Origin of the sequence: Clostridium sp. USBA 49, from assembly GCF_900167505.1 — a bacterium.
Classification (GTDB): Bacteria; Bacillota; Clostridia; order Clostridiales; family Clostridiaceae; genus Clostridium_AT; species Clostridium_AT prolinivorans.
This window is the reverse complement of sequence record NZ_FUYD01000005.1, coordinates 1-20,647: the sequence shown is the minus strand read 5'-3', so window position 1 is coordinate 20,647 and position 20,647 is coordinate 1. Positions and strand designations below refer to the sequence as shown.

General features: G+C 32.2%; 38 protein-coding genes, 2 tRNA genes and 1 rRNA gene. All 41 read right to left on the bottom strand.

Annotated elements, in window-relative coordinates; genetic code table 11:
• Window positions 1-31 precede the first annotated feature (31 nt).
• A complete protein-coding gene (gene rpsI / locus B5D11_RS06415; RefSeq protein ID WP_078682225.1) occupies window positions 32-424 on the bottom strand; it encodes a 30S ribosomal protein S9 in 393 nt (130 codons plus the stop codon).
• A gap of 28 nt (window positions 425-452) precedes the next feature.
• Window positions 453-887, bottom strand: coding sequence for a 50S ribosomal protein L13 (gene rplM / locus B5D11_RS06410; protein ID WP_078682224.1), 435 nt, complete (start codon window positions 885-887; stop codon window positions 453-455).
• A 137-nt stretch (window positions 888-1,024) separates the two neighbouring features.
• Window positions 1,025-1,759 (bottom strand): tRNA pseudouridine(38-40) synthase TruA, encoded by a 735-nt coding sequence (truA, locus tag B5D11_RS06405; RefSeq protein WP_078682223.1) that lies wholly within the window; start codon window positions 1,757-1,759, stop codon window positions 1,025-1,027.
• Between the two features lie 22 nt (window positions 1,760-1,781).
• Complete coding sequence (locus B5D11_RS06400) at window positions 1,782-2,582, bottom strand: energy-coupling factor transporter transmembrane component T family protein (protein ID WP_078682222.1); 801 nt, start codon at window positions 2,580-2,582, stop codon at window positions 1,782-1,784.
• The gene (locus tag B5D11_RS06395) at window positions 2,575-3,438 is read right to left on the bottom strand and encodes an energy-coupling factor transporter ATPase (protein WP_078682221.1); all 864 of its coding nucleotides are present in this window, start codon (window positions 3,436-3,438) and stop codon (window positions 2,575-2,577) included. Before B5D11_RS06395 ends, B5D11_RS06400 begins: the two co-directional genes overlap by 8 nt.
• Complete coding sequence (locus B5D11_RS06390) at window positions 3,423-4,265, bottom strand: energy-coupling factor transporter ATPase (RefSeq protein ID WP_078682220.1); 843 nt, start codon at window positions 4,263-4,265, stop codon at window positions 3,423-3,425. Before B5D11_RS06390 ends, B5D11_RS06395 begins: the two co-directional genes overlap by 16 nt.
• Before the next feature lie 96 nt (window positions 4,266-4,361).
• Window positions 4,362-4,703, bottom strand: a complete 342-nt coding sequence (rplQ, locus tag B5D11_RS06385; protein ID WP_078682219.1) for a 50S ribosomal protein L17 — start codon at window positions 4,701-4,703, stop codon at window positions 4,362-4,364.
• 41 nt (window positions 4,704-4,744) lie between these two features.
• Window positions 4,745-5,692: a DNA-directed RNA polymerase subunit alpha gene (locus B5D11_RS06380; RefSeq protein ID WP_078682218.1), complete on the bottom strand. Its 948-nt coding sequence runs from the start codon at window positions 5,690-5,692 to the stop codon at window positions 4,745-4,747.
• Window positions 5,693-5,758: 66 nt separating this feature from the next.
• Window positions 5,759-6,379 carry a 30S ribosomal protein S4 gene (gene rpsD / locus B5D11_RS06375; protein ID WP_078682217.1) on the bottom strand — a complete coding sequence of 207 codons (621 nt, stop codon included), beginning with the start codon at window positions 6,377-6,379 and terminating at the stop codon, window positions 5,759-5,761.
• 37 nt (window positions 6,380-6,416) lie between these two features.
• Entirely contained in the window at window positions 6,417-6,815 is a 399-nt protein-coding gene (gene rpsK / locus B5D11_RS06370; RefSeq protein ID WP_078682216.1) for a 30S ribosomal protein S11, read from the bottom strand.
• A gap of 15 nt (window positions 6,816-6,830) precedes the next feature.
• The gene (gene rpsM, locus B5D11_RS06365; RefSeq protein WP_078682215.1) at window positions 6,831-7,199 is read right to left on the bottom strand and encodes a 30S ribosomal protein S13; all 369 of its coding nucleotides are present in this window, start codon (window positions 7,197-7,199) and stop codon (window positions 6,831-6,833) included.
• 115 nt (window positions 7,200-7,314) lie between these two features.
• Window positions 7,315-7,428, bottom strand: a complete 114-nt coding sequence (rpmJ, locus tag B5D11_RS06360; RefSeq protein ID WP_003373491.1) for a 50S ribosomal protein L36 — start codon at window positions 7,426-7,428, stop codon at window positions 7,315-7,317.
• Between the two features lie 15 nt (window positions 7,429-7,443).
• On the bottom strand, window positions 7,444-7,662 hold the full coding sequence (gene infA, locus B5D11_RS06355) for a translation initiation factor IF-1 (protein ID WP_078682214.1): 219 nt from the start codon (window positions 7,660-7,662) through the stop codon (window positions 7,444-7,446).
• Window positions 7,663-7,669: 7 nt separating this feature from the next.
• Complete coding sequence (locus B5D11_RS06350; protein ID WP_078682348.1) at window positions 7,670-7,948, bottom strand: KOW domain-containing RNA-binding protein; 279 nt, start codon at window positions 7,946-7,948, stop codon at window positions 7,670-7,672.
• 16 nt (window positions 7,949-7,964) lie between these two features.
• Complete coding sequence (gene map, locus B5D11_RS06345) at window positions 7,965-8,711, bottom strand: type I methionyl aminopeptidase (protein ID WP_078682213.1); 747 nt, start codon at window positions 8,709-8,711, stop codon at window positions 7,965-7,967.
• Entirely contained in the window at window positions 8,692-9,360 is a 669-nt protein-coding gene (locus tag B5D11_RS06340; RefSeq protein ID WP_078682212.1) for an adenylate kinase, read from the bottom strand. Before B5D11_RS06340 ends, map begins: the two co-directional genes overlap by 20 nt.
• Before the next feature lie 18 nt (window positions 9,361-9,378).
• Window positions 9,379-10,656 (bottom strand): preprotein translocase subunit SecY, encoded by a 1,278-nt coding sequence (gene secY, locus B5D11_RS06335; RefSeq protein ID WP_078682211.1) that lies wholly within the window; start codon window positions 10,654-10,656, stop codon window positions 9,379-9,381.
• Window positions 10,657-11,097 carry a 50S ribosomal protein L15 gene (rplO, locus tag B5D11_RS06330; protein ID WP_078682210.1) on the bottom strand — a complete coding sequence of 147 codons (441 nt, stop codon included), beginning with the start codon at window positions 11,095-11,097 and terminating at the stop codon, window positions 10,657-10,659.
• Window positions 11,098-11,118: 21 nt separating this feature from the next.
• Window positions 11,119-11,298, bottom strand: a complete 180-nt coding sequence (gene rpmD, locus B5D11_RS06325; protein WP_078682209.1) for a 50S ribosomal protein L30 — start codon at window positions 11,296-11,298, stop codon at window positions 11,119-11,121.
• Between the two features lie 13 nt (window positions 11,299-11,311).
• Window positions 11,312-11,809, bottom strand: a complete 498-nt coding sequence (rpsE, locus tag B5D11_RS06320) for a 30S ribosomal protein S5 (protein ID WP_078682208.1) — start codon at window positions 11,807-11,809, stop codon at window positions 11,312-11,314.
• Window positions 11,810-11,827: 18 nt separating this feature from the next.
• Complete coding sequence (rplR, locus tag B5D11_RS06315; RefSeq protein WP_078682207.1) at window positions 11,828-12,187, bottom strand: 50S ribosomal protein L18; 360 nt, start codon at window positions 12,185-12,187, stop codon at window positions 11,828-11,830.
• Between the two features lie 71 nt (window positions 12,188-12,258).
• Window positions 12,259-12,801: a 50S ribosomal protein L6 gene (rplF, locus tag B5D11_RS06310; RefSeq protein ID WP_078682206.1), complete on the bottom strand. Its 543-nt coding sequence runs from the start codon at window positions 12,799-12,801 to the stop codon at window positions 12,259-12,261.
• Between the two features lie 22 nt (window positions 12,802-12,823).
• Window positions 12,824-13,222: a 30S ribosomal protein S8 gene (rpsH, locus tag B5D11_RS06305; protein WP_078682205.1), complete on the bottom strand. Its 399-nt coding sequence runs from the start codon at window positions 13,220-13,222 to the stop codon at window positions 12,824-12,826.
• 33 nt (window positions 13,223-13,255) lie between these two features.
• The gene (locus B5D11_RS06300) at window positions 13,256-13,441 is read right to left on the bottom strand and encodes a type Z 30S ribosomal protein S14 (protein WP_078682204.1); all 186 of its coding nucleotides are present in this window, start codon (window positions 13,439-13,441) and stop codon (window positions 13,256-13,258) included.
• A gap of 15 nt (window positions 13,442-13,456) precedes the next feature.
• Window positions 13,457-13,999 (bottom strand): 50S ribosomal protein L5, encoded by a 543-nt coding sequence (gene rplE / locus B5D11_RS06295; RefSeq protein WP_078682203.1) that lies wholly within the window; start codon window positions 13,997-13,999, stop codon window positions 13,457-13,459.
• 22 nt (window positions 14,000-14,021) lie between these two features.
• Window positions 14,022-14,345 (bottom strand): 50S ribosomal protein L24, encoded by a 324-nt coding sequence (gene rplX, locus B5D11_RS06290; protein ID WP_127836551.1) that lies wholly within the window; start codon window positions 14,343-14,345, stop codon window positions 14,022-14,024.
• An 18-nt stretch (window positions 14,346-14,363) separates the two neighbouring features.
• Window positions 14,364-14,732, bottom strand: a complete 369-nt coding sequence (rplN, locus tag B5D11_RS06285) for a 50S ribosomal protein L14 (protein ID WP_078682202.1) — start codon at window positions 14,730-14,732, stop codon at window positions 14,364-14,366.
• A 27-nt stretch (window positions 14,733-14,759) separates the two neighbouring features.
• Window positions 14,760-15,014 (bottom strand): 30S ribosomal protein S17, encoded by a 255-nt coding sequence (rpsQ, locus tag B5D11_RS06280; RefSeq protein WP_078682201.1) that lies wholly within the window; start codon window positions 15,012-15,014, stop codon window positions 14,760-14,762.
• A 24-nt stretch (window positions 15,015-15,038) separates the two neighbouring features.
• Window positions 15,039-15,248 (bottom strand): 50S ribosomal protein L29, encoded by a 210-nt coding sequence (gene rpmC, locus B5D11_RS06275; protein WP_078682200.1) that lies wholly within the window; start codon window positions 15,246-15,248, stop codon window positions 15,039-15,041.
• On the bottom strand, window positions 15,238-15,681 hold the full coding sequence (gene rplP / locus B5D11_RS06270; protein WP_078682199.1) for a 50S ribosomal protein L16: 444 nt from the start codon (window positions 15,679-15,681) through the stop codon (window positions 15,238-15,240). The genes rpmC and rplP overlap by 11 nt, the downstream gene beginning before the upstream one ends.
• A 17-nt stretch (window positions 15,682-15,698) precedes the next feature.
• Entirely contained in the window at window positions 15,699-16,364 is a 666-nt protein-coding gene (gene rpsC, locus B5D11_RS06265; RefSeq protein WP_078682198.1) for a 30S ribosomal protein S3, read from the bottom strand.
• Between the two features lie 16 nt (window positions 16,365-16,380).
• Window positions 16,381-16,716 (bottom strand): 50S ribosomal protein L22, encoded by a 336-nt coding sequence (gene rplV, locus B5D11_RS06260; RefSeq protein ID WP_078682197.1) that lies wholly within the window; start codon window positions 16,714-16,716, stop codon window positions 16,381-16,383.
• A 23-nt stretch (window positions 16,717-16,739) separates the two neighbouring features.
• Entirely contained in the window at window positions 16,740-17,024 is a 285-nt protein-coding gene (gene rpsS, locus B5D11_RS06255; RefSeq protein WP_078682196.1) for a 30S ribosomal protein S19, read from the bottom strand.
• A gap of 67 nt (window positions 17,025-17,091) precedes the next feature.
• Window positions 17,092-17,925 carry a 50S ribosomal protein L2 gene (rplB, locus tag B5D11_RS06250; RefSeq protein ID WP_078682195.1) on the bottom strand — a complete coding sequence of 278 codons (834 nt, stop codon included), beginning with the start codon at window positions 17,923-17,925 and terminating at the stop codon, window positions 17,092-17,094.
• Window positions 17,926-17,993: 68 nt separating this feature from the next.
• Window positions 17,994-18,290, bottom strand: a complete 297-nt coding sequence (rplW, locus tag B5D11_RS06245) for a 50S ribosomal protein L23 (RefSeq protein WP_078682194.1) — start codon at window positions 18,288-18,290, stop codon at window positions 17,994-17,996.
• Window positions 18,290-18,910 carry a 50S ribosomal protein L4 gene (rplD, locus tag B5D11_RS06240; protein WP_078682193.1) on the bottom strand — a complete coding sequence of 207 codons (621 nt, stop codon included), beginning with the start codon at window positions 18,908-18,910 and terminating at the stop codon, window positions 18,290-18,292. The genes rplW and rplD overlap by 1 nt, the downstream gene beginning before the upstream one ends.
• Window positions 18,911-18,935: 25 nt before the next feature.
• On the bottom strand, window positions 18,936-19,565 hold the full coding sequence (gene rplC / locus B5D11_RS06235) for a 50S ribosomal protein L3 (RefSeq protein ID WP_078682192.1): 630 nt from the start codon (window positions 19,563-19,565) through the stop codon (window positions 18,936-18,938).
• An 86-nt stretch (window positions 19,566-19,651) separates the two neighbouring features.
• Window positions 19,652-19,960 carry a 30S ribosomal protein S10 gene (rpsJ, locus tag B5D11_RS06230; protein ID WP_078682191.1) on the bottom strand — a complete coding sequence of 103 codons (309 nt, stop codon included), beginning with the start codon at window positions 19,958-19,960 and terminating at the stop codon, window positions 19,652-19,654.
• A gap of 434 nt (window positions 19,961-20,394) precedes the next feature.
• A tRNA-Leu gene (locus B5D11_RS06225) sits at window positions 20,395-20,478 on the bottom strand.
• 6 nt (window positions 20,479-20,484) lie between these two features.
• Window positions 20,485-20,559, bottom strand: a tRNA-Glu gene (locus B5D11_RS06220).
• Between the two features lie 5 nt (window positions 20,560-20,564).
• Window positions 20,565-20,647 (bottom strand): 5S ribosomal RNA (gene rrf / locus B5D11_RS06215); the annotation flags it as partial.

Here is a 20,647-nt window from a genome sequence, read left to right as displayed (position 1 = left end):
TCCAAGCGTACTTTCTTGGAAAAAGATATTTTTATCTCTTTGAGAATTGTGGTGCTCTTCTAGCTTTCTTAAGACCGTATTTCTTTCTTTCTTTCATTCTTGGATCTCTTGTTAAGAAACCAGCTTTCTTAAGTTCTGGTCTAAGATTTTCATCAGCTTTAACTAATGCTCTAGCTATTCCATGTCTAATAGCACCAGCTTGACCTGTATATCCTCCACCATTAACATTTACTATAACATCAAATTTTTCTTTAGTTCCAGTTAATACTAATGGCTGATTAACTATAAATCTTAAAGTTTCTAATCCAAAATAATTTTCTATATCTCTTTTATTAATTGTTATTTTACCTTCACCTGGTACAAGTCTAACTCTAGCGACTGATTTTTTTCTTCTTCCAGTTCCTATATACTGAACTTTAGCCATTTTAAATCCTCCCTCCTGCTTCCAATAACTAGTACTTTAACTCAAGTACTTCTGGTTTTTGTGCTGCATGTTCATGTTCAGCACCTCTATATACTTTTAATTTGCTAAGCATATCTCTTCCTAATGGTCCACTTGGAAGCATTCTTCTTACTGCTTCTTTGAAAGCATATTCAGGTTTCTTTGCTAAAACTTCTCTATATGGAGTTTCTTTTAATCCACCTGGATATAATGAGTGATGTCTCATCATTTTTTGATCAAGTTTCTTTCCTGTTAAAACAACTTTTTCAGCATTAATAACTATTACGAAATCTCCAGTATCAACATTTGGTGTAAATATTGGTTTGTGTTTTCCTCTTAAAATTGTAGCAACTTGGCTTGCAACTCTTCCTAGTGGTTTCCCTGCTGCATCAATTACATACCATTTTCTTTCAATTTCATTCTTTTTTGCTAAGTATGATTTCATCTTTTTCCCTCCCTGAACTCTACATAAAAAACGTTTATCTATGTCAAGACCCGGGGCTAGTGGATCTTATACACTACATAATACAACATTATTCATTATAATACATTCGACCTGGTGTGTCAATAAATTTCCTTTATTTAATAATAGACAAATTCAAGACATAATCCACTTGCCGGAACTGTTTTCGAAGCTCTTTTTCTATCTTTAGATTTTATTATTTCTAACACATATTCTGGATTTATTTTATGAATACCTACATCAATTAAAGTACCTACTATTATTCTTACCATATTATACAAAAACCCATCAGCTTCAATATAAAAAATTATTTTATCTGCATTTACTTTGAAATAAGCTTTTTGTATAGTCCTTATAGTGTTTTTTACTGAACTTCCTGAACTTTTAAAAGCCGCAAAATCATGTGTGCCTAAAAAAAATTTACAAGCTTTATTCATTGCTTCAACATCTAGTTTTCTTTTATAATGATAAACATAATTTCTGCCTATAGCAGCTGGCTCTTCTTTATTTAATATGGTATAGCTATAAAGTTTTCCTTTACTTGAATACCTAGAATGAAAGTCTAAAGAAACTTCTTCTGAATTTATTATTACAATATCAGAAGGAAGATTACTGTTTAAAGCAGCTTTAAAATTTTTATAAGGTATTTTACTTTCTGTTTTAAAATTAGCAACAAATCTTCTTGCATGTACTCCAGCATCAGTTCTGCTGCATCCTATAACTTCAATATCTTCACCTGTTATTTTTTTTAATGTTTCTTGAAGTTTTCCTTGAACACTTGTAGCATTTTTTTGTATTTGCCAGCCAGAATAATTTGTTCCATCATACTCTATTACGAGCTTTATATTTCTCATATTTTTACCTCATAAAAAATTATTAGCTTCTACTAAAAATACATAATAATACATACAAAACAGTGAAACTACTTGCTATATAATCTCTATTTTCTAACTTTAATACCTTCATCCTTGTTCTTCCTTCTCCACCTCTATAACATCTTGCTTCCATAGCCATAGCAAGTTCATCTGCTCTTCTAAATGAACTTATAAATAAAGGTACTAATAATGGAATTAAATTTTTAGCCCTAGCAAATAAGTTTCCGCTTTCAAAATCGGCTCCCCTTGCCATTTGAGCTTTCATAATTTTATCAGTTTCATCCATAAGAGTTGGAATAAACCTTAAAGCTATAGTCATCATCATTGCTAATTCATGAGAAGGTATACCTATCTTTCTAAAAGGATTTAATAATTTCTCTATACCATCTGTTAGTTCAATTGGAGAAGTTGTCAATGTTAATAGTGATGTTCCTATTATAAGGAAAGTAAGCCTTATTATCATAAAAGCTGCTAGTATAAGTCCTTCTTTATATATTTTTATAAATTTCCAATGAATTAAAGGTGTGCCTTCACCAGTTGTCATAAATATATTTATAAAAGCGGTAAATATAAGTAATATGAATATTGGTTTTAATCCTTTGTATATAAATTTAAAAGGAACTTTTGATATTATTATAGTGATTGCAATAAATGCAACTACAAATATATATCCTTTAAAATTATTTATTATAAAAAGAGAAGATATAAAAATTATAGAAATTATTATTTTAATTCTTGGATCAAGCTTATGTACAAATGATTCACCAGGTATATATTGTCCTAGAGTAATATCCTTAATCATTTTTTGCTCTCCTTAAAATCTTTAATATTTCATTTTTAGCTTGATTTATGGTAAATGCATCTTCTGATATATCAAAGCCTTTTTCCTTAAGAGCTTTCATTAAATACGTAACTTGTGGGACTGCTAAGCCAACACTTTCTAAAGTATCTATTTCTTTAAATATTTTTTCTGGTTTTCCATCAAGTATACATTTACCTTTATGCATAACTAATATTCTATCAGCAACTTTAGCTACATCTTCCATACTGTGAGAAACTAAAATTACTGTCATTTTATACTCTTTATGAAGTAACTTTACCTGGTTTAATATATCATCTCTTCCTTTTGGATCTAATCCAGCAGTTGGCTCATCTAAAATAAGTACATTAGGTTCCATAGCAACAACTCCTGCTATGGCAACTCTCCTTTTTTGACCTCCGCTTAAATCAAATGGAGATTTGTTTTTATAAGTTTCATAATCAAGTCCAACCATATTCATAGCTCTTTTTACCCTATTATTTATTTCTTCTTCACTTAAGCCTAAATTTTTAGGACCAAAAGCTATATCTTTTTCTATAGTTTCTTCAAAAAGTTGATATTCTGGATATTGAAAAACAAGTCCTACTTTTTTTCTTATTTCACTAAGTTTTATATTCTTACTTGTAATGTCTATGTCATCTATAAATATTTTACCATTGTCAGGTTTTAATAATCCATTTATATGTTGTATTAAAGTAGATTTCCCTGAACCAGTATGACCTATAAGTGCAATAAACTCACCATCATTTATTTTAATAGATACATTATCTAAAGCTTTTTTTTCAAAGGGAGAACCTTTCATATATATATGTGTTATATTCTCTATATTAATTGACATAATGCTTCCACCATTTCTTCTATAGTTAATATGTTAGTATCAATTTTAATACCACTCTTTTGTAATTCATAAGCTAATTCAGTAACTTGTGGGACATCTAATCCAATATTTTTCATTACTGAAACTTTACTAAATATATCTCTCGGAGTCCCTTCCATTATTAAGCTTCCTTTGTCCATTACAATTATTCTATCAGCTTCTGCAGCTTCTTCCATAAAGTGAGTTATAAGCACTATAGTAATACCATAAATTTTATTTATTTCTTTAATAGTTTTTATTACTTCTTTTCTTCCAGATGGATCAAGCATTGCAGTAGGTTCATCAAAAACAATACATTCTGGTCTCATAGCTAATATACCAGCTATAGCAATCCTCTGTTTTTGACCTCCTGATAAAAGATGAGGAGCATGTTTTCTATATTCATACATATCTACTGTTTTAAGAGCATCATTTACTCTTTTCCTTATTTCACTTGGTTCTATACCCAAATTTTCTGGTCCAAAAGCTACATCTTCTTCAACAATAGTTGCCACTATTTGGTTATCTGGATTTTGAAACACCATACCAGCTTTATTTCTTATATTCCATAAATTATTTGGATCTGATGTATCTAATCCATCTACATATACTTTGCCAGAAGTAGGAAGAAGTAAAGCATTAATATGCTTAGCTAATGTTGATTTTCCAGAACCATTTCGTCCTAATATTACAAGAAATTCACCTTTTTTTATGTTTATATCTATATTATTTATTGCAATTTTACCATTTTCTTCTTCTGTCCCTGCGTATTGGTATTTAAGCTCCCTGCACTCTACCATATTTCCCATAATAAAACACCTCTATTTAAAAAGGGACTAAGCTAATTTAACTTAATCCCTTTTAGTTAGCTTACAACATCACCTTTTGATGTGTTACTTTTACTATTACACTAACTCTAGTATAACCATTTCTGCTCCGTCGCCTCTTCTTGGACCTACTTTATACATTCTAGTATATCCGCCATTTCTTTCAGCATACTTTGGAGCTATATTATCAAATAAATTTGTAACAACACTCTCTTCTGTTACAAATGAAAGCACTTGTCTTCTAGCATGAAGATCTCCTCTTTTAGCAAGAGTAATCATTTTTTCAGCTATATTTTTAGTTTCTTTTGCTCTAGTTTCAGTTGTTTGTATTTTACCATTTTTTAAGAAACTAGTAACAAGATTTCTTAACATTGCTTTTCTTTGATCAGTTGGACGACCTAATTTACGATATCCTGCCATGTCTTTACCTCCTTTATCACAATTGGTGGGCACACAAAGTTTTATTCTTCACTTTGTTTTAAGCTTAAACCAAGAGTAGCAAGCTTTTGCTCTACTTCTTCAAGTGATTTTTTACCTAAGTTTCTAACTTTCATCATATCATCTATAGATCTTTGAGTTAATTCTTGTACTGTATTAATTCCAGCTCTCTTTAAGCAGTTATAACTTCTTACAGATAAATCAAGTTCTTCAATTGTCATTTCAAGAACTTTTTCTTTTTTATCTTCTTCTTTTTCAACCATTATTTCAACATTATTAGCTTGATCTGTAAGAGTCATAAATAATTTAAAGTGTTCTATAAGAATTTTAGCAGATAATCCTATAGCTTCATCTGGTTTTATTGTTCCATTAGTCCACACTTCAAGAGTTAGTTTATCATAATCTGTAATTTGACCAACTCTAGTATTTTCTACATTAAAATTAACTCTTTTTACTGGAGTATATATTGAATCAACAGGGATTGTATTTATAGGTAGATTATCTTTCTTGTTTTTAGTTTGAGAAACATATCCTCTTCCTCTGTCAACAGTGATTTCCATATATAGCTTACCATCTTCATCTAATGTTGCTATATGTAAATCTTTGTTTACAATTTCTACATTTCCATCAGTTTTTATATCTGCTCCAGTTACTTCTCCTTCCCCATTGGCATCTATATATATAGTGCTAGGGCCTTCACCATTCATCTTCAATGCTAAACTTTTTATGTTTAGTATAAGTTCAGTGACATCTTCTTTTACTCCTTGAACACTTGAAAATTCATGAAGTACATTTTCTATTCTAACAGAGGTTGCTGCTGCTCCAGGTAATGAGGAAAGTAAAATTCTTCTTAATGCATTACCTAGAGTTATTCCATAACCTCTTTCTAATGGTTCTACTACAAATTTACCATAAGTACCATCTTCTTTAAGTTCAACACATTCAATTTTAGGCTTTTCTATTTCTAACATTTTATATACAAACCCTCCTTATTATTCAATTTTTCGCTATTTTGAGGGCAACTGATTCTATTTTAATTACTTGCTGTATAACTCAACTATTAGTGTTTCATTAACTGGAACGTCAATATCAGCTCTAGTTGGCTCAGAAATCACTTTACCTTCAAAGTTTTCTAAGTTGCCTTCTAGCCAATTTGGAAGAGCTTTTGGATTTTCAATAAACATCTTAAATCTTTCACTGTTTCTGCTTTTTTCTGCAACAGTTATTACATCACCAACAGATACACTATATGATGGTATATCTACTTTCTTACCATTTACTAAAAAATGTCCATGAGTAACTAATTGTCTAGCTTCTCTTCTTGAACTTCCAAATCCTAGTCTGAATACTACGTTATCTAATCTCATTTCAAGAAGTTTTAATAAGTTTTCACCTGTTATTCCCTTCATTCTTTCAGCTTTATCGTAGTATGTTTTAAATTGACTTTCTAATAATTCATATATTCTCTTAGCTTTTTGCTTTTCTCTTAACTGAACACCATAGTTTGAAAGCTTCTTCTTATTTTGTCCGTGTTGTCCTGGTGCATATCCTCTTCTAGCAAATGCACATTTATCTGTATAGCATCTATCCCCTTTAAGGAATAGCTTTATTCCTTCTCTTCTGCATATTCTGCAGTGAGCTCCAGTATATCTTGCCATTAAAATTTACACCTCCTGCATTTTTCTATATATATAATTAAACTCTTCTTCTTTTTGGTGGTCTGCATCCATTATGTGGTATTGGAGTAACGTCTTTAATTAAAGTTACTTCAAGTCCTGCTGCCTGAAGAGATCTTATAGCAGCTTCTCTTCCTGCTCCTGGTCCCTTTACATAAACTTCAACACTTCTTAAACCATGTTCCATTGCTGCTTTTGCAGCAGTTTCTGCTGCCATTTGAGCAGCGTATGGAGTACTTTTTCTTGATCCTCTAAAGCCTAATCCACCTGCACTAGCCCATGATAAAGCATTTCCATTTTTATCAGTAAGTGTAACTATAGAGTTATTAAAAGTGGATTTAATATGTGCAGCACCATGCTCAACATTTTTTCTTTCTTTTCTTCTTCTAGTAGTTCTCTTAACTTTTTGAGCTGCCATTTCCTTACCTCCTTACTATTTCTTCTTTTTAGCCCCTATAGCTCTCTTTGGGCCTTTTCTAGTTCTTGCATTAGTTTTAGTTCTTTGTCCTCTTACTGGAAGACCTTTTCTGTGTCTTATACCTCTATAACATCCTATTTCTATTAATCTCTTAATATTAAGAGCTACATCTCTTCTTAAGTCACCTTCAACTTTTAAGTTCTTTACATAATCTCTTAATGCATTAACTTCTTCTTCTGTTAAGTCTTTTACCCTTGTATCTGGATTAATTCCTGTTTCTTTTAATATTTTTTGTGATGTTGGTAATCCTATACCATATATATATGTTAAACCTATTTCAACTCTTTTTTCTTTTGGTAGGTCAACACCTGCTATTCTTGCCATTAAATCTTACACCTCCTAGGTATTAATGAAATAAACCAAATTTATTAGTTTTATATATATTAAAGTTTTAGGCCAATAAAACTTTTGTTTTACTGTCAGCCGCCCCTAAAACATTTTAACCTTGTTTTTGTTTATGCTTAGGATTTTCACAGATAACCATAACTCTTCCTTTTCTTTTAATAACCTTGCACTTTTCGCATATTGGTTTAACTGATGGTCTTACTTTCATGGCTAACCCTCCTTATTACTTTGCTCTCCAGGTTATTCTACCACGAGTTAAGTCATATGGAGAAAGCTCCACAGTAACTTTATCTCCTGGTATAATTCTTATAAAATTCATTCTTAACTTTCCTGAAATATGAGCCAATATCTCATGACCACTCTCAAGTTCAACTCTAAACATAGCATTAGGCAAAGCTTCTAAAACCTTACCTTGCATTTCAATAACATCATCTTTTGACATAAGGTAATCAAACCTCCTTATTAGAGTTCATATGCTGTAAACACTTTTTTATCTCTTTGTTACTAACTCTATCTTTTTTTTCAAGCTTATTTTTGATTTCATCTATATATATATTAGTTATATTAAGATGCTTAATTTTCTTTTTTTTAGGCTTTTCAACAGTTCGCAAATCTCCATCGCATATATATACATAATTCTCATCTATTGTATCTATTATAATAAAAGCTCTATTTGCGTCCCTGCCTGATTTTGAATAAACCAGCCTTCCAATATAATCATTGTTAATCAAATTAACCACCTCATTAGATAAGAGTTAGTATTTCAGGTCCATCATTTAAAATAGCTACTGTATTTTCATAATGGGCTGAAAGAGAACCATCTTCTGTTACCACTGTCCAGCCATTAGGCTGTATTAAAACATCATATCTCCCTATATTAACCATAGGTTCTATAGCTAGAACCATACCATGACTTAATTTAGGTCCTCTACCTGGTCTCCCAAAATTAGGAACTTCAGGATCTTCGTGCATATCTCTTCCTATTCCGTGACCTACAAAATCTCGTACAACAGAAAAATTAAAGCTTTCTACATAATTTTGTATTGCTGAAGATATATCTGTGAGTCTATTCCCAACTAGTGCTTTTTCTACCCCTTTAAAGAAACTTTCTTTAGTTACTTCAATTAAAGTTTCAGCTTCTTTAGATATTTTGCCAACTCCTATAGTTCTAGCAGCATCACCTTGGTACCCATTTAATATAGCTCCACAATCAATACTAATTATATCGCCTTCTTTTAATATTCTTTTTCCTGGAATTCCATGTACTACTTCATCATTTATTGATGTACATATAGAAGCCGGAAATCCTTGGTAACCCTTAAATGATGGTTTTGCATTATGCTTTACTATGAACTCTTCTGCTATTCTATCCAATTCTGCAGTGGTTATTCCTGGTTTTATTACCTCTTCAAGTTTTTCTAAGGTTTCACCTACAAGCTTTCCCGCACTCCTCATATATTCAATTTCTTTATCATTTTTTATTATTATCATTTTTTATCTCTCCTAGAATTTCACAAATATTTTTAAAGACATCGTTTATGGCTTTCGTTCCGTCTACAACATTTAATAAATTTTTATCTTTATAATATTTTATTAAAGGTTGCGTTTCTGCGTCATAGATTTCAAGTCTTTCTATAACTGTTTCTTCTTTATCGTCCTTTCTTTGGATTATGTCATTTCCACATACATCACATTTACCTTCAAAAACAGGAGGATTAAATTTTATGTGATAACTTGCTCCACAAGATGGACAAACTCTTCTTCCGCTCATTCTTTCTATTATAAAATATTTTGGAACATCTATTAATAATGCTGTATCAAGTTGACTTTTCGATTTAAAAAGAAAATCATCCAATGCTTTTGCTTGATAAACAGTTCTTGGAAAACCATCTAGCAAAAATCCTGTTGTACAATCATCTTTTTTTAATCTATCTATTACAATATCAATTGTTATATCATCAGGAACTAATTGCCCTTTTTCGATGTATTTTTTTGCTTCAATTCCTAGAGAAGTCTCCATAGATATATGTTTTCTGAAAATATCGCCTGTAGATATATGTGGTATAGAAAATTTATTGCATATTGACTTAGCTTGAGTTCCCTTTCCAGCACCCGGAGGGCCTAATATAACTATCTTCAATAGCACCATCTCCAATTTTTATTTTAAAAATCCTTGGTAATGACGCATTACTAATTGTGACTCTAATTGTCTTACAATTTCAAGAGCAACTCCAACTAGAATTAATAAACTGGTTCCTCCAAATGATATCCCTTTAAACTTTGTATAACCTTCAACGATAATTGGGAACACTGCTATAATGGCTGCAAAGGCTCCTCCAAGTAATGAAACTTTTGTTAGTACTTTTTCAATATATTTTGCCGTATACTCTCCTGGTCTTATTCCAGGTATAAAACCAGAAGATTTATGCATATTTTCTGCCATTTCATCTGGTTTAAATGTAATTTGAGTATAAAACCAAGAGAAAAATAATATTAACAAAAAGAACACAAGCGCATATAACCACGTATTAGGTTTAAACGGACTATAGTCACTTGAAGTAATTGCTCTGAATATTTTTGAATTTGGGAACAATTGTGCTATAGTTGCTGGAAATTGCATTACAGAAGATGCAAAAATTATTGCTATTACTCCTGATGCATTTAAATTTATAGGAATATGTGTCGATTGTCCTTTAAAAGTTTTATTCCCAACTGTTTTTCCTGCATACTGCACAGGTATTCTTCTTTCTGCCAAACTCATTATCGTAACTACAATTAATAATGCTGCTGCAACCGCTATAAATATTATAACCTCTACTATATTAACTTGTTCCATGCTTTGGAGACCTACAATCTGGTATATGGTAAAAGGAATTCTTGAAATAATATTAATAAAAATAATTAATGAAATACCATTCCCTATACCTTTAACTGTTATTTGATCACCTAACCACATCAAAAAAATTGATGCAGTAGTAACCGTAAGCATAATTATAAACATTGTTAGCTTCGAAGTATCTTTAAGTGCATTTGTATTCCATATTATAACATATATTGTATATGACTGTAATATAGCAAATGCTATTGAAGCATATCTAGTATAATTTTGTAATTTTTTTCGGCCTTCTTCGCCTTCTTTTGAAAGCTGTTCTAAATATGGAATAGCTACTGTAAGCAGCTGAATAATTATAGATGCGTTAATATATGGTACTACTCCTAAAGCAAATATATTAAATTTGCTAAATGCTCCACCAGAAATTAAATCATAAAATCCAAATAAAGTACCTGATGTAGCCATATTTTTGAGTACATTTGTATCAACCCCAGGAACGAGGATACTATTCCCCATCCTGTAAATTGCAACTAAAAACAGCGTCCATAATATTCTTTTCCTTAATTCAGGAGTTCTCCATGCATTACGTAGGGTTGATAACATTTATACCACCTCAACTTTTCCCCCAGCCGCTTCAATTTTTTCAGCTGCAGTTTTAGAAAACTTTGATGCCTTAACTGTCAAGCTTTTTTGTAATTCTCCATTTCCTAATATTTTTACACCATCATATAATTTACTTATTACTCTTTTTTCAAGAAGAAGTTCAGGTGTAACTACTGTACCATTTTCAAATATGTTTAATCTATCTACATTTATGGTTGCATATTCTTTAGCGAATATATTAGTAAAACCTCTCTTTGGAAGTCTTCTGTATAAAGGCATCTGACCTCCTTCAAAACCTGGTCTTACTCCACCACCTGATCTAGCCCATTGTCCTTTTTCACCTTTTCCGGCATTTCTTCCAAGCCCTGAACCAGTACCTCTACCTACTCTTTTAGGACTTTTTCTAGCGCCTTCTGCTGGTTTTAAGTCATGAAGTTTCATTTATTACACCTCCTCTTAATTTTATATTTCTTTTACATCTAAAAGATAGCTTATTTTATTTATCATACCTCTAATTTGAGGAGTATCCTCTTTTTCAACGCTTTTTCCTATTTTAGATAGCCCAAGAGCTTTAGCAGTAGCTATGTGACTATCTAATCTTCCAATTAAGCTCTTTTTTAATGTGATTTGTAGCTTAGCCATGGTCAAGTCCCTCCTAACCTAGAATCTCTTCAACGGTCTTACCTCTAAGCTTAGCAATTTCTTCAGCTGTTCTTAAAGAAGCTAACCCGTTTATTGTAGCATTAACCATGTTTCTTGGATTATTAGAACCAAGTGATTTAGCTCTAACATCCTTTAATCCTGCAAGCTCAAGTACTGCTCTAGCTGGACCTCCAGCTATAACTCCAGTACCTTCTGCTGCTGGCATAATAAGAACTTTACCTTTTCCAAATACTCCTAAAACTTCATGAGGAACTGTAGTCCCAACTATAGGTACTTTAATAAGATTCTTTTTAGCATCTTCAATTCCTTTTCTAATAGCTTCAGGAATTTCTATTGATTTACCAATTCCAACTCCAACGTGGCCATTTTCATCTCCAACTACTACAAGAGCACTGAATCTGAAATTTCTACCACCTTTTACAACCTTGGCAACTCTATTTATAAAAACAACTTTTTCTTTTAGCTCTAGTGTGCTAGGATCTATTCTCATTTATTTCCCTCCTTCTTATTAAAATTCTAGTCCAGCTTCTCTTGCTCCTTCAGCAAGTTCTTGTATTCTTCCATGATAAATATATCCGCCTCTGTCAAATACAACAGACTTAATTCCTTTTTCTAACGCTCTTTTAGCTATTAAAGCACCAACTTTTCTTGCTGCTTCTTTGTTGCTTCCAACTCCTTCAAATTCTTTATCAAGACTTGATGCAGAAACTAATGTTTTTTGAGCAACATCATCGATTATTTGAGCATATATGTTCTTTTCACTTCTATATACTGATAATCTTGGTCTTTCAGATGTACCAGAAACTTTTTTACGTATTCTTAAATGACGTCTTACTCTAGCTTCTTGTCTATCTTCTTTTTTAATCATAAAGTTCACCCCTTCTCATAATTGTCAATACTCCAAACTTAATTTGTACGCATTGACGGTTTGTAAACTAATTATTTCTTACCAGTTTTTCCTTCTTTACGTCTTATTACTTCATTATCATATTTAATTCCTTTGCCCTTATATGGCTCTGGCTTTCTCCATGTTCTTATATCTGCAGCAACTGCACCAACTAATTCTTTATCAATTCCCTTAACAACTACTTTTGTTGGAGCTGGAGTTTCAAATTCAATGCCAGGTACTGCTTCTATTTCAACTGGATGTGAATATCCAAGATTTAATACTAATTTTTTACCTTGTAGTGCTGCTCTATAACCAACACCAACTAATTCTAATGTTTTTTGATATCCTGAAGTAACTCCTACAATCATATTATTTATTAAAGCTCTAGTTAATCCGTGAAGAGCTCTTTCTTCTTTATCATCACTATTTCTTGTAACAACTACAGAATTATTTTCAACAGCAATATTAATTTTATTACTCATAGCCTTTACAAGTTGACCTTTTGGTCCTTTAACAGTAACAACATTGTCTGGTGTTACTGTAACTGTTACACCATTTGGTATAGATACTGGAAGTCTTCCTATTCTTGACATTAATTACACCTCCTCTGTTAAACTACCAGATGTAGCAAATAACTTCTCCACCTAGTCCTAATTTTCTTGCTTCTCTATCTGGAACTATTCCTTTAGAAGTTGATATAATAGCAACCCCTAAGCCATTAAGTACTTTTGGTATTTCTTCTTTCTTACAATAAACTCTAAGTCCTGGTTTAGATATTCTTCTAAGTCCAGTTATAACTCTTTGTTTATTAGCACCATATTTCATTGTTAATCTTAACATAGGTACTGAACCATCATTATATTCCTCTATATTTTTAAGGTATCCCTCTTGTAGCATTATATTTGCAATAGCCTTCTTTATATTTGAAGACGGTACTTCTACTATTTCATGTCTAACAACATTAGCATTTCTAATACGTGTTAGAAAATCTGCAATAGGATCTGTCATTGCCATTTATTTGTGCCTCCTTTCATCTAATAAGTTTTATTACCAACTTGCTTTTTTTACGCCAGGTATTTGACCTTTATAAGCAAGTTCTCTAAAACAAATACGGCATACACCAAATTTTCTTAATACAGCATGTGGTCTTCCACATATTCTGCATCTTGTATAAGCTCTAGTTGAGAACTTTGGTTCTTTATTCCACTTTTCTATTAAAGCCTTACGTGCCATGTTTTCCCTCCTTAATTATTGAGCAAATGGCATACCAAGGAATCTTAATAGCTCTCTTGCTTCCTCGTCTGTCTTTGCAGTAGTTACAAATATTATATCCATACCTCTTACTTTATCAATTTTATCATATTCAATTTCTGGGAAAATTAGTTGTTCCTTAATTCCTAATGAATAATTTCCTCTTCCATCAAAAGATTTATCTGAAACGCCTCTAAAATCTCTAACTCTTGGTAAAGCTACATTTATAAGTTTATCAGCAAATTCAAACATTCTATCTTTTCTAAGAGTAACTTTACATCCTATTGGCATGTTTTCTCTTATTTTAAAATTAGCTATAGATTTCTTAGCTCTAGTTAGAATTGGCTTTTGACCAGTTATTAACTGTAAATCAGACATAGCAGATTCTAATACTTTAGGATTATCTTTAGCTTCTCCTACACCCATGTTCACAACTATTTTATCTAATTTAGGAACTTCCATTATATTTTTATATCCAAACTTTTCCATTAAAGCTGGGATAACTTCTTTTTCATATTTTTCTTGTAGTCTTGGAACCATTAGTTAAACCTCCTTTCAAACATTAAAATGTTTCTCCGCACTTTTTACATACTCTAACCTTAGTTCCGTCATCAAGTATTTTATGACTTATTCTTGTTACATTTTTACAGTTATTGCAATATAACATAACCTTTGAACTAAATATTGGAGCTTCTTTTTTTATAATTCCGCCTTGCATATTTGTTTTGTTTGGTTTTGTATGTCTGCTAACTACATTAACATCTTTAACAATAACTTTGCCATATTTAGGTAAAACTTTTAAAACTTCTCCTATTTTACCTTTATCTTTTCCGGATATAACCATAACTGTATCTTTTTTTCTTACATGTACCTTTGTTTTTTCCACAATAGCCACCTCCCTATCTTATAGAACTTCAGGCGCCAATGAAAGAATCTTTGTATATTCCTTATCCCTTAGCTCCCTAGCCACAGGCCCAAAGATACGAGTTCCTCTTGGCTGTTTATCATCTTTTATTATAACTGCTGCGTTTTCATCAAATTTTATATATGAGCCATCAGCTCTTCTTACTCCTTTAACGGATCTAACTATTACTGCTTTTACAACATCACCTTTTTTAACAACTCCGCCAGGTGTTGCACTTTTAACGCTAGCAACTATTACATCTCCAATGTTTCCATACTTTCTTTTAGAACCGCCTAATACTCTAATGCACATTATTTCTTTAGCACCAGTATTATCAGCTACCTTTAACATTGTTTGTTGCTGTATCATGTAAATACCCTCCTTTCAATGTTTAAGCTATTTAGCTTTTTCAACTATCTCAACAAGTCTCCATCTTTTATCTTTAGATAATGGTCTAGTTTCCATTATTAAAACTCTATCATTAATTTTAGCTTCATTGTTTTCATCATGTGCCTTAAACTTAGTAGTTCTGTTAACTGTTTTACCATATAATGGGTGACGAACTTTTGTTTCAACAGCAACTACTATGGTTTTATCCATTTTATCAGAAACAACTCTTCCAATTCTTGTTTTTCTATTTGCTCTTTCCACTTGGACGCTCCTCCTTTCGGCATACTACTTTATTGCCCTTAACTCAGCTTCCCTAAGGATGGTTTTAATTTGGGCTATAGATTTTTTTACTTCTCTTATTCTCATTGGATTTTCAAGCTGACCAGTAGCTAGCTGAAATCTTAAATTGAATAACTCAGCTTTTAGGCTATTTAACTTTTCTTTTAAATCTTGAGGGGTACTTTCTCTTAATTCTCTTAAATCATTAGCCTTCATTAATTTCACCACCCATTTCCTCAAAATCTTTCCTTGTAACAAACTTAGTTGATACAGGAAGTTTATGTGATGCTAGTCTCATTGCTTCTCTAGCTACTTCTTCTGATACTCCTGATAATTCAAATAATACTCTGCCTGGTTTTACAACTGCAACCCAAAATTCTGGTGAACCTTTTCCGGATCCCATACGTGTTTCTGCAGGCTTTTCAGTAACTGGTTTATCTGGGAAAATCTTTATCCAAAGTTTTCCTCCTCTTTTAATATATCTATTTATAGCTATTCTGGCTGCTTCTATCTGATTGCTTGTAATCCATCCTGGTTCAGTGGCTTGAATACCGAAATCTCCATAAGCAATAAAGTTACCTCTTGTAGCTTTACCTCTCATTCTGCCACGCATTTGCTTACGATGTTTAACTCTTTTAGGCATTAACATAGCGTATTCCTCCTTCCTTATGCGTTTACTTCTTCCTTCTTAACTTTCTTAGTTGGAAGAACTTCTCCTTTATACACCCAAACTTTAACTCCAATTTTACCATAAGTTGTATCTGCTTCTGCAAAACCATAATCTATATCGGCTCTTAATGTTTGTAGTGGAATTGTTCCTTCATGATATCTTTCAGTTCTAGCTATTTCAGCACCAGCAAGTCTTCCTGAACATTCAGTTTTAACTCCTTTAACTCCTTGCTTCATAGCTCTTTGTATAGTCTGCTTCATAGCTCTTCTAAATGCTATTCTTTTTTCTAATTGCGCTGCTATATTTTCAGCCATAAGCTGAGCATCTGTTTCAGCATTTTTAACTTCTACTATATTTATAAGTACAGTTTTATCTTTAACAATAGCTGAAATATCTTTTTTTAATTCTTCTATTCCTGCTCCACCTTTTCCTATAACCATTCCTGGCTTAGCAGTATATATATTTAATTTAATTCTTTTTGCAGCTCTTTCTATTTCAATTTTAGAAATACCAGATTGGTATAGTCTTCTTTTTACAAATTCTCTTATTTTGTTATCTTCTATTAAATTGTCAGCAAAATTTTTCTTATCAGCGTACCATTTTGCATCCCAATCTTTAATTACACCAACTCTTAAGCCGTGTGGATGTACTTTTTGTCCCACTATATATCCCTCCTTCTTATGCTCTTTCCTTAACTACAAGTGTAATATGACTAGTTCTCTTCTTTATACTAAACGCTCTACCTTGTGCGTGTGGTCTATATCTTTTCAATGTTGGTCCTTGACCTACATATGCTTCAGAAACATATAATCTATTAACATCTAAATTTAGATTATTTTCTGCATTTGCTACAGCTGACTTTAATAATTTATTTACTACGACAGCTGCATCCTTTGGAGTATATTGTAATATAGCAAAAGCTTCATTTACATTTTTATTTCTAATTAAATCAAGAACTACCCCAACTTTCATTGGTGACATTCTTATATATTTAGCTATAGCTTTAGCTTCCATAGTTAGCTACCTCCTTCCTTAAATTACTTTAAGCCAGTTTTCTTTTCAGTTTTATCTACATGGCCTTTAAAAGTTCTAGTTAATACAAATTCACCTAGCTTGTGTCCTACCATATCTTCTGATATGTAAACTGGAACATGTTTTCTTCCATCATGCACAGCTATTGTGTGACCTATCATTTGTGGGAATATAGTTGAACTTCTAGACCAAGTTTTTATAACCTTCTTTTCTCCTGTTTTGTTCATCTCATTTATTTTCTTTAATAAACCTTCATGAACAAAAGGTCCCTTTTTTACTGATCTACTCAATTAATTTGCCTCCCTTCATATTACCTATTGAGATAATATAGGAAGAGAATTATAAATTCTCCCCTAATTATTTAGTATTTCTTCTCTTAATTATGAATCTATCTGAATATTTCTTATGCTTTCTTGTCTTATATCCAAGTGCAGGTTTACCCCAAGGAGTAAGTGGTCCTGGATGACCTATTGGTGATTTACCTTCTCCACCACCATGTGGGTGATCAACAGGATTCATTACTGAACCTCTTACAGTAGGTCTCCAACCCATATGTCTTTTTCTTCCTGCATTACCTAAGTTAACAATTTCGTGTGTTAAGTTAGAAACTGTTCCTATAGTAGCTCTGCATTCAAGTCTTACATATCTCATTTCGCCACTTGGTAATCTAAGTGTAGCATAATCTCCTTCTTTTGCCATAAGCTGAGCAGAAGCACCTGCACTTCTTACTAATTGTGCTCCTTTTCCAGCAGTTAATTCAATATTATGAATTACAGTACCAACAGGTATGTTTTTAAGTGGAAGGGTATTACCAACTTTTATATCTACATCTGGACCAGACATTACTACATCTCCAACTTTAAGTCCAACTGGAGCTATAATATATCTTTTTTCTCCGTCCGCATAAGTTACCAATGCTATATATGCTGATCTATTTGGATCATATTCTATAGTAGAAACTTTAGCTGGAATTCCATCTTTATTTCTCTTAAAATCTATTATTCTATATTTTTGTTTTGCACCACCACCGTGATGTCTAACAGTTATTTTACCTTGGTTATTTCTACCAGCATTCTTCTTCAATGGCACTAAAAGAGATTTCTCTGGTACATCAGTTGTTATCTCTTCAAATGTTGGCATTGTCATTTGTCTTCTTGAAGGTGTGGTAGGTTTAAACTTTTTAACTGCCATTTTATTCCCTCCTTTTTTTAGCTTTTCTGGCCCTCAGCCAATACTTGCTTTTTATACACTTATATTAATTATTGCATTTCTTCAAAGAATTCTATATTTTTGCTATCTGCAGTTAACTTAACTATAGCTTTTTTGTAGTCAGGTCTTTTTCCTATATGAACTCCAACTCTCTTAGTTTTTCCCATTATGTTCATAACTTTTACATCTTCAACCTTAACTCCAAAAACTTCTTCTACTGCTTTTTTAATCATTGTTTTATTAGCATGCACATCAACTATGAAGGTGTATTTTTTGTCTGCCATTGAAGCCATGCTTTTTTCAGTGATAACTGGTTTTCTTATTATATCGTAATTAGTTAGCTTCATTATGCATACACCTCCTCAATTTTTGATACAGCATCTTTAGTTACTATAAATTTTTCATATTTTAATAAATCATATACATTTAAATTATTTATAGGTAATACTGCAACTCCTTCAATGTTTCTTGCTGATTTATATACATTTTCATTAACTTCAGCAGTTACAATTAATGTATTTTTTGCATTTAAAGCATTTAACATTGAAACTATTTCTTTAGTTTTTGGAGCTTCTAATTCTAAACTTTCTAATACAATTATATTATTATCTGCAACCTTTGAAGAAAGCGCTGACTTTAAAGCCACTCTTTTTAACTTCTTAGGTACTGACATGCTGTAGTCTCTTGGCTTTGGTGCAAATACTATACCACCATGAGTCCATTGTGGTGATCTGATTGAACCTTGTCTTGCTCTACCAGTTCCCTTTTGCCTCCATGGCTTTATTCCACCTCCAGAAACTTCAGCTCTAGTTTTAGCAGATTGTGTTCCTTGTCTTTTATTAGCAAGCTGTGCTAATACAACTTGGTGCATTGCATAAGTATTTATTGGAGCAGCAAATACATTTTCTGATAATTGTATATCTCCAACTTTTTGTCCTTCTTTATTATATAATCCTACTGTAGGCATTCTGTATCCTCCTTTCTACCAAAACTTAGGCTTTAACAGTATTTCTAATTACTACTAAACCTTTATTAGGTCCTGGTATTCCGCCTTTAATAAGAATAATGTTCTTTTCAGGCATTACCTTTGCTACTTGAAGGTTTAATACTGTTGTATTGACATTTCCCATATGTCCAGGCATTTTCTTGTTTTTAAATGTTCTTGATGGATATGATGAAGCACCCATTGAACCTACTGCTCTGTGAAATTTAGAACCGTGGCTTTCTGGTCCTCTGTTAAAATTCCATCTCTTTATAACACCAGCAAATCCCTTTCCTTTTGAAACACCTGAAACATCAACTCTTTCACCTGCTTCAAATATGTCAACTTTAATTTCTTGACCTACTTGATATTCGCTAGCATTTTCAAGTTTTAATTCTTTAACAAATCTCTTTAAAGGCACACCTGCTTTTGCAAAATGTCCCTTTATTGGTTTATTTCTTAATGATTCTCTTATATCTTCAAATCCAACTTGTATTGCATCGTAACCATCTTTAAGAACAGTCTTCTTTTGAATTACAACGCATGGACCTGCTTCAACAACTGTAACTGGAACTACTTTCCCATTTTCATCGAAAATTTGAGTCATACCAAGTTTTCTACCTAGTATAGCCTTTTTCATATCTCTTGCACCTCCTAAACATATTAGCGGATCACCTTAGCAATCATAATAGTTCAATTTTTATTTCGTACTTATATTATGTACGATTATAATTTTATTTCAATATCAACGCCTGCTGGCAAATCTAATCTCATAAGCGCATCAACAGTTTTAGGTGATGGACTAAGTATATCTATTAGTCTTTTATGAGTTCTCATTTCAAATTGTTCTCTTGAATCTTTATATTTGTGTGGAGCTCTTAAAATTGTTATAACATCTTTTTCAGTTGGTAGTGGAACTGGTCCTGCTACTTTAGCTCCTGTAGATTTTGCAGTTTCTACAATTTTTTCAGCTGATTGATCTAATATGTTATGATCAAAAGCCTTTAATCTAATTCTAATTTTTTGTTTTGCCATTTTATTTCCCTCCTTTTCATCGCACGCTTTGCTTCCTACGTACAACAGCGGATGTTCTGTAAACTGTTCCGGGTGTTGCATATACTTAAACATAGCAACACTTTACAGACTCTCCGTCGCCCAGTTCATGACTTGAGCATACTCAGCAAAAATTCCCCGGAAGCCGGCCACCTCTTGCCTCATCGCTGTTATTACATCGCAACTCCTATATTGTACACTAAATTTTATATTTTGACAAGTATTTTTTAAATACAAAGAATAATGTTATATAATTTATTTATATATTTAATATTGTTTACTTATACTGAATTAAAAAAACTAGTGAATATAGGTTCAATAATTTATAATATTTAATATTATTAACTTATAAGTAATAAATTAATCACATAAAAATAAAAAGAACCTTCTTATTTTTATAAAAGGTTCTTTTTATTTGGTGCAGGCGAAGGGAGTCGAACCCCCACGCCGTTGGCGCTAGATCCTAAGTCTAGTGCGTCTGCCAATTCCGCCACGCCTGCATATTATGGTGACTCCTAGGGGAATCGAACCCCTGTTACCACCGTGAAAGGGTGGTGTCTTAACCGCTTGACCAAGGAGCCATAAAATCTGGCAACGTCCTACTCTTCCACTCGGTCTCCCGAGCAGTACCATCGGCGCTGAGAAGCTTAACTTGCGTGTTCGGAATGG

Coding starts and splice junctions, on each gene's coding strand:
- rplC (WP_078682192.1), bottom strand. CDS start 19,565: ATGAAAAAGGCTATACTAGGTAGAAAACTTGGTATGACTCAAATTTTC.
- rpsM (WP_078682215.1), bottom strand. CDS start 7,199: ATGGCAAGAATAGCAGGTGTTGACCTACCAAAAGAAAAAAGAGTTGAA.
- infA (WP_078682214.1), bottom strand. CDS start 7,662: ATGTCAAAAGATGATGTTATTGAAATGCAAGGTAAGGTTTTAGAAGCT.
- B5D11_RS06390 (WP_078682220.1), bottom strand. CDS start 4,265: ATGGGAAATATGGTAGAGTGCAGGGAGCTTAAATACCAATACGCAGGG.
- rplE (WP_078682203.1), bottom strand. CDS start 13,999: ATGGTTCCAAGACTACAAGAAAAATATGAAAAAGAAGTTATCCCAGCT.
- rplO (WP_078682210.1), bottom strand. CDS start 11,097: ATGAAACTTCATGACTTAAAACCAGCAGAAGGCGCTAGAAAAAGTCCT.
- rplB (WP_078682195.1), bottom strand. CDS start 17,925: ATGGCAGTTAAAAAGTTTAAACCTACCACACCTTCAAGAAGACAAATG.
- rpsK (WP_078682216.1), bottom strand. CDS start 6,815: ATGGCAGCTCAAAAAGTTAAGAGAACTACTAGAAGAAGAAAAGAAAGA.
- rplQ (WP_078682219.1), bottom strand. CDS start 4,703: ATGGCAGGATATCGTAAATTAGGTCGTCCAACTGATCAAAGAAAAGCA.
- rplV (WP_078682197.1), bottom strand. CDS start 16,716: ATGGAAGCTAAAGCTATAGCTAAATATATAAGAATGTCACCAATGAAA.
- rpmD (WP_078682209.1), bottom strand. CDS start 11,298: ATGGCTAAGCTACAAATCACATTAAAAAAGAGCTTAATTGGAAGATTA.
- rplM (WP_078682224.1), bottom strand. CDS start 887: ATGAAATCATACTTAGCAAAAAAGAATGAAATTGAAAGAAAATGGTAT.
- rpsJ (WP_078682191.1), bottom strand. CDS start 19,960: ATGGCAAAACAAAAAATTAGAATTAGATTAAAGGCTTTTGATCATAAC.
- rplR (WP_078682207.1), bottom strand. CDS start 12,187: ATGATTAAAAAAGAAGATAGACAAGAAGCTAGAGTAAGACGTCATTTA.
- rpsD (WP_078682217.1), bottom strand. CDS start 6,379: ATGGCAAGATATACTGGAGCTCACTGCAGAATATGCAGAAGAGAAGGA.
- rpmC (WP_078682200.1), bottom strand. CDS start 15,248: ATGAAGGCTAATGATTTAAGAGAATTAAGAGAAAGTACCCCTCAAGAT.
- rpsH (WP_078682205.1), bottom strand. CDS start 13,222: ATGGCAATGACAGATCCTATTGCAGATTTTCTAACACGTATTAGAAAT.
- rplF (WP_078682206.1), bottom strand. CDS start 12,801: ATGTCAAGAATAGGAAGACTTCCAGTATCTATACCAAATGGTGTAACA.
- map (WP_078682213.1), bottom strand. CDS start 8,711: ATGATAATAATAAAAAATGATAAAGAAATTGAATATATGAGGAGTGCG.
- rplD (WP_078682193.1), bottom strand. CDS start 18,910: ATGCCTACAGTAGGATTATATAATAAAGAAGGACAAAAAGTTGGAGAT.
- B5D11_RS06400 (WP_078682222.1), bottom strand. CDS start 2,582: ATGATTAAGGATATTACTCTAGGACAATATATACCTGGTGAATCATTT.
- rplW (WP_078682194.1), bottom strand. CDS start 18,290: ATGAAGCTAACTAATTACGATATAATAAGAAAACCAGTTATCACTGAA.
- B5D11_RS06380 (WP_078682218.1), bottom strand. CDS start 5,692: ATGTTAGAAATAGAAAAGCCTAAAATTGAATGTGTTGAACTTAAAGAA.
- truA (WP_078682223.1), bottom strand. CDS start 1,759: ATGAGAAATATAAAGCTCGTAATAGAGTATGATGGAACAAATTATTCT.
- rpsE (WP_078682208.1), bottom strand. CDS start 11,809: ATGAGAATAGATCCTAGCACACTAGAGCTAAAAGAAAAAGTTGTTTTT.
- rpsI (WP_078682225.1), bottom strand. CDS start 424: ATGGCTAAAGTTCAGTATATAGGAACTGGAAGAAGAAAAAAATCAGTC.
- rplN (WP_078682202.1), bottom strand. CDS start 14,732: ATGATACAGCAACAAACAATGTTAAAGGTAGCTGATAATACTGGTGCT.
- secY (WP_078682211.1), bottom strand. CDS start 10,656: ATGTTATCAACCCTACGTAATGCATGGAGAACTCCTGAATTAAGGAAA.
- rpmJ (WP_003373491.1), bottom strand. CDS start 7,428: ATGAAAGTAAGACCATCAGTTAAACCAATATGCGAAAAGTGCAAGGTT.
- rplP (WP_078682199.1), bottom strand. CDS start 15,681: ATGTTAATGCCTAAAAGAGTTAAACATCGTAAGCAAATGCGTGGCAGA.
- B5D11_RS06395 (WP_078682221.1), bottom strand. CDS start 3,438: ATGTCAATTAATATAGAGAATATAACACATATATATATGAAAGGTTCT.
- B5D11_RS06300 (WP_078682204.1), bottom strand. CDS start 13,441: ATGGCACGTAAGGCTTTAATAGAAAAGTGGAATAAAGAACCAAAGTTC.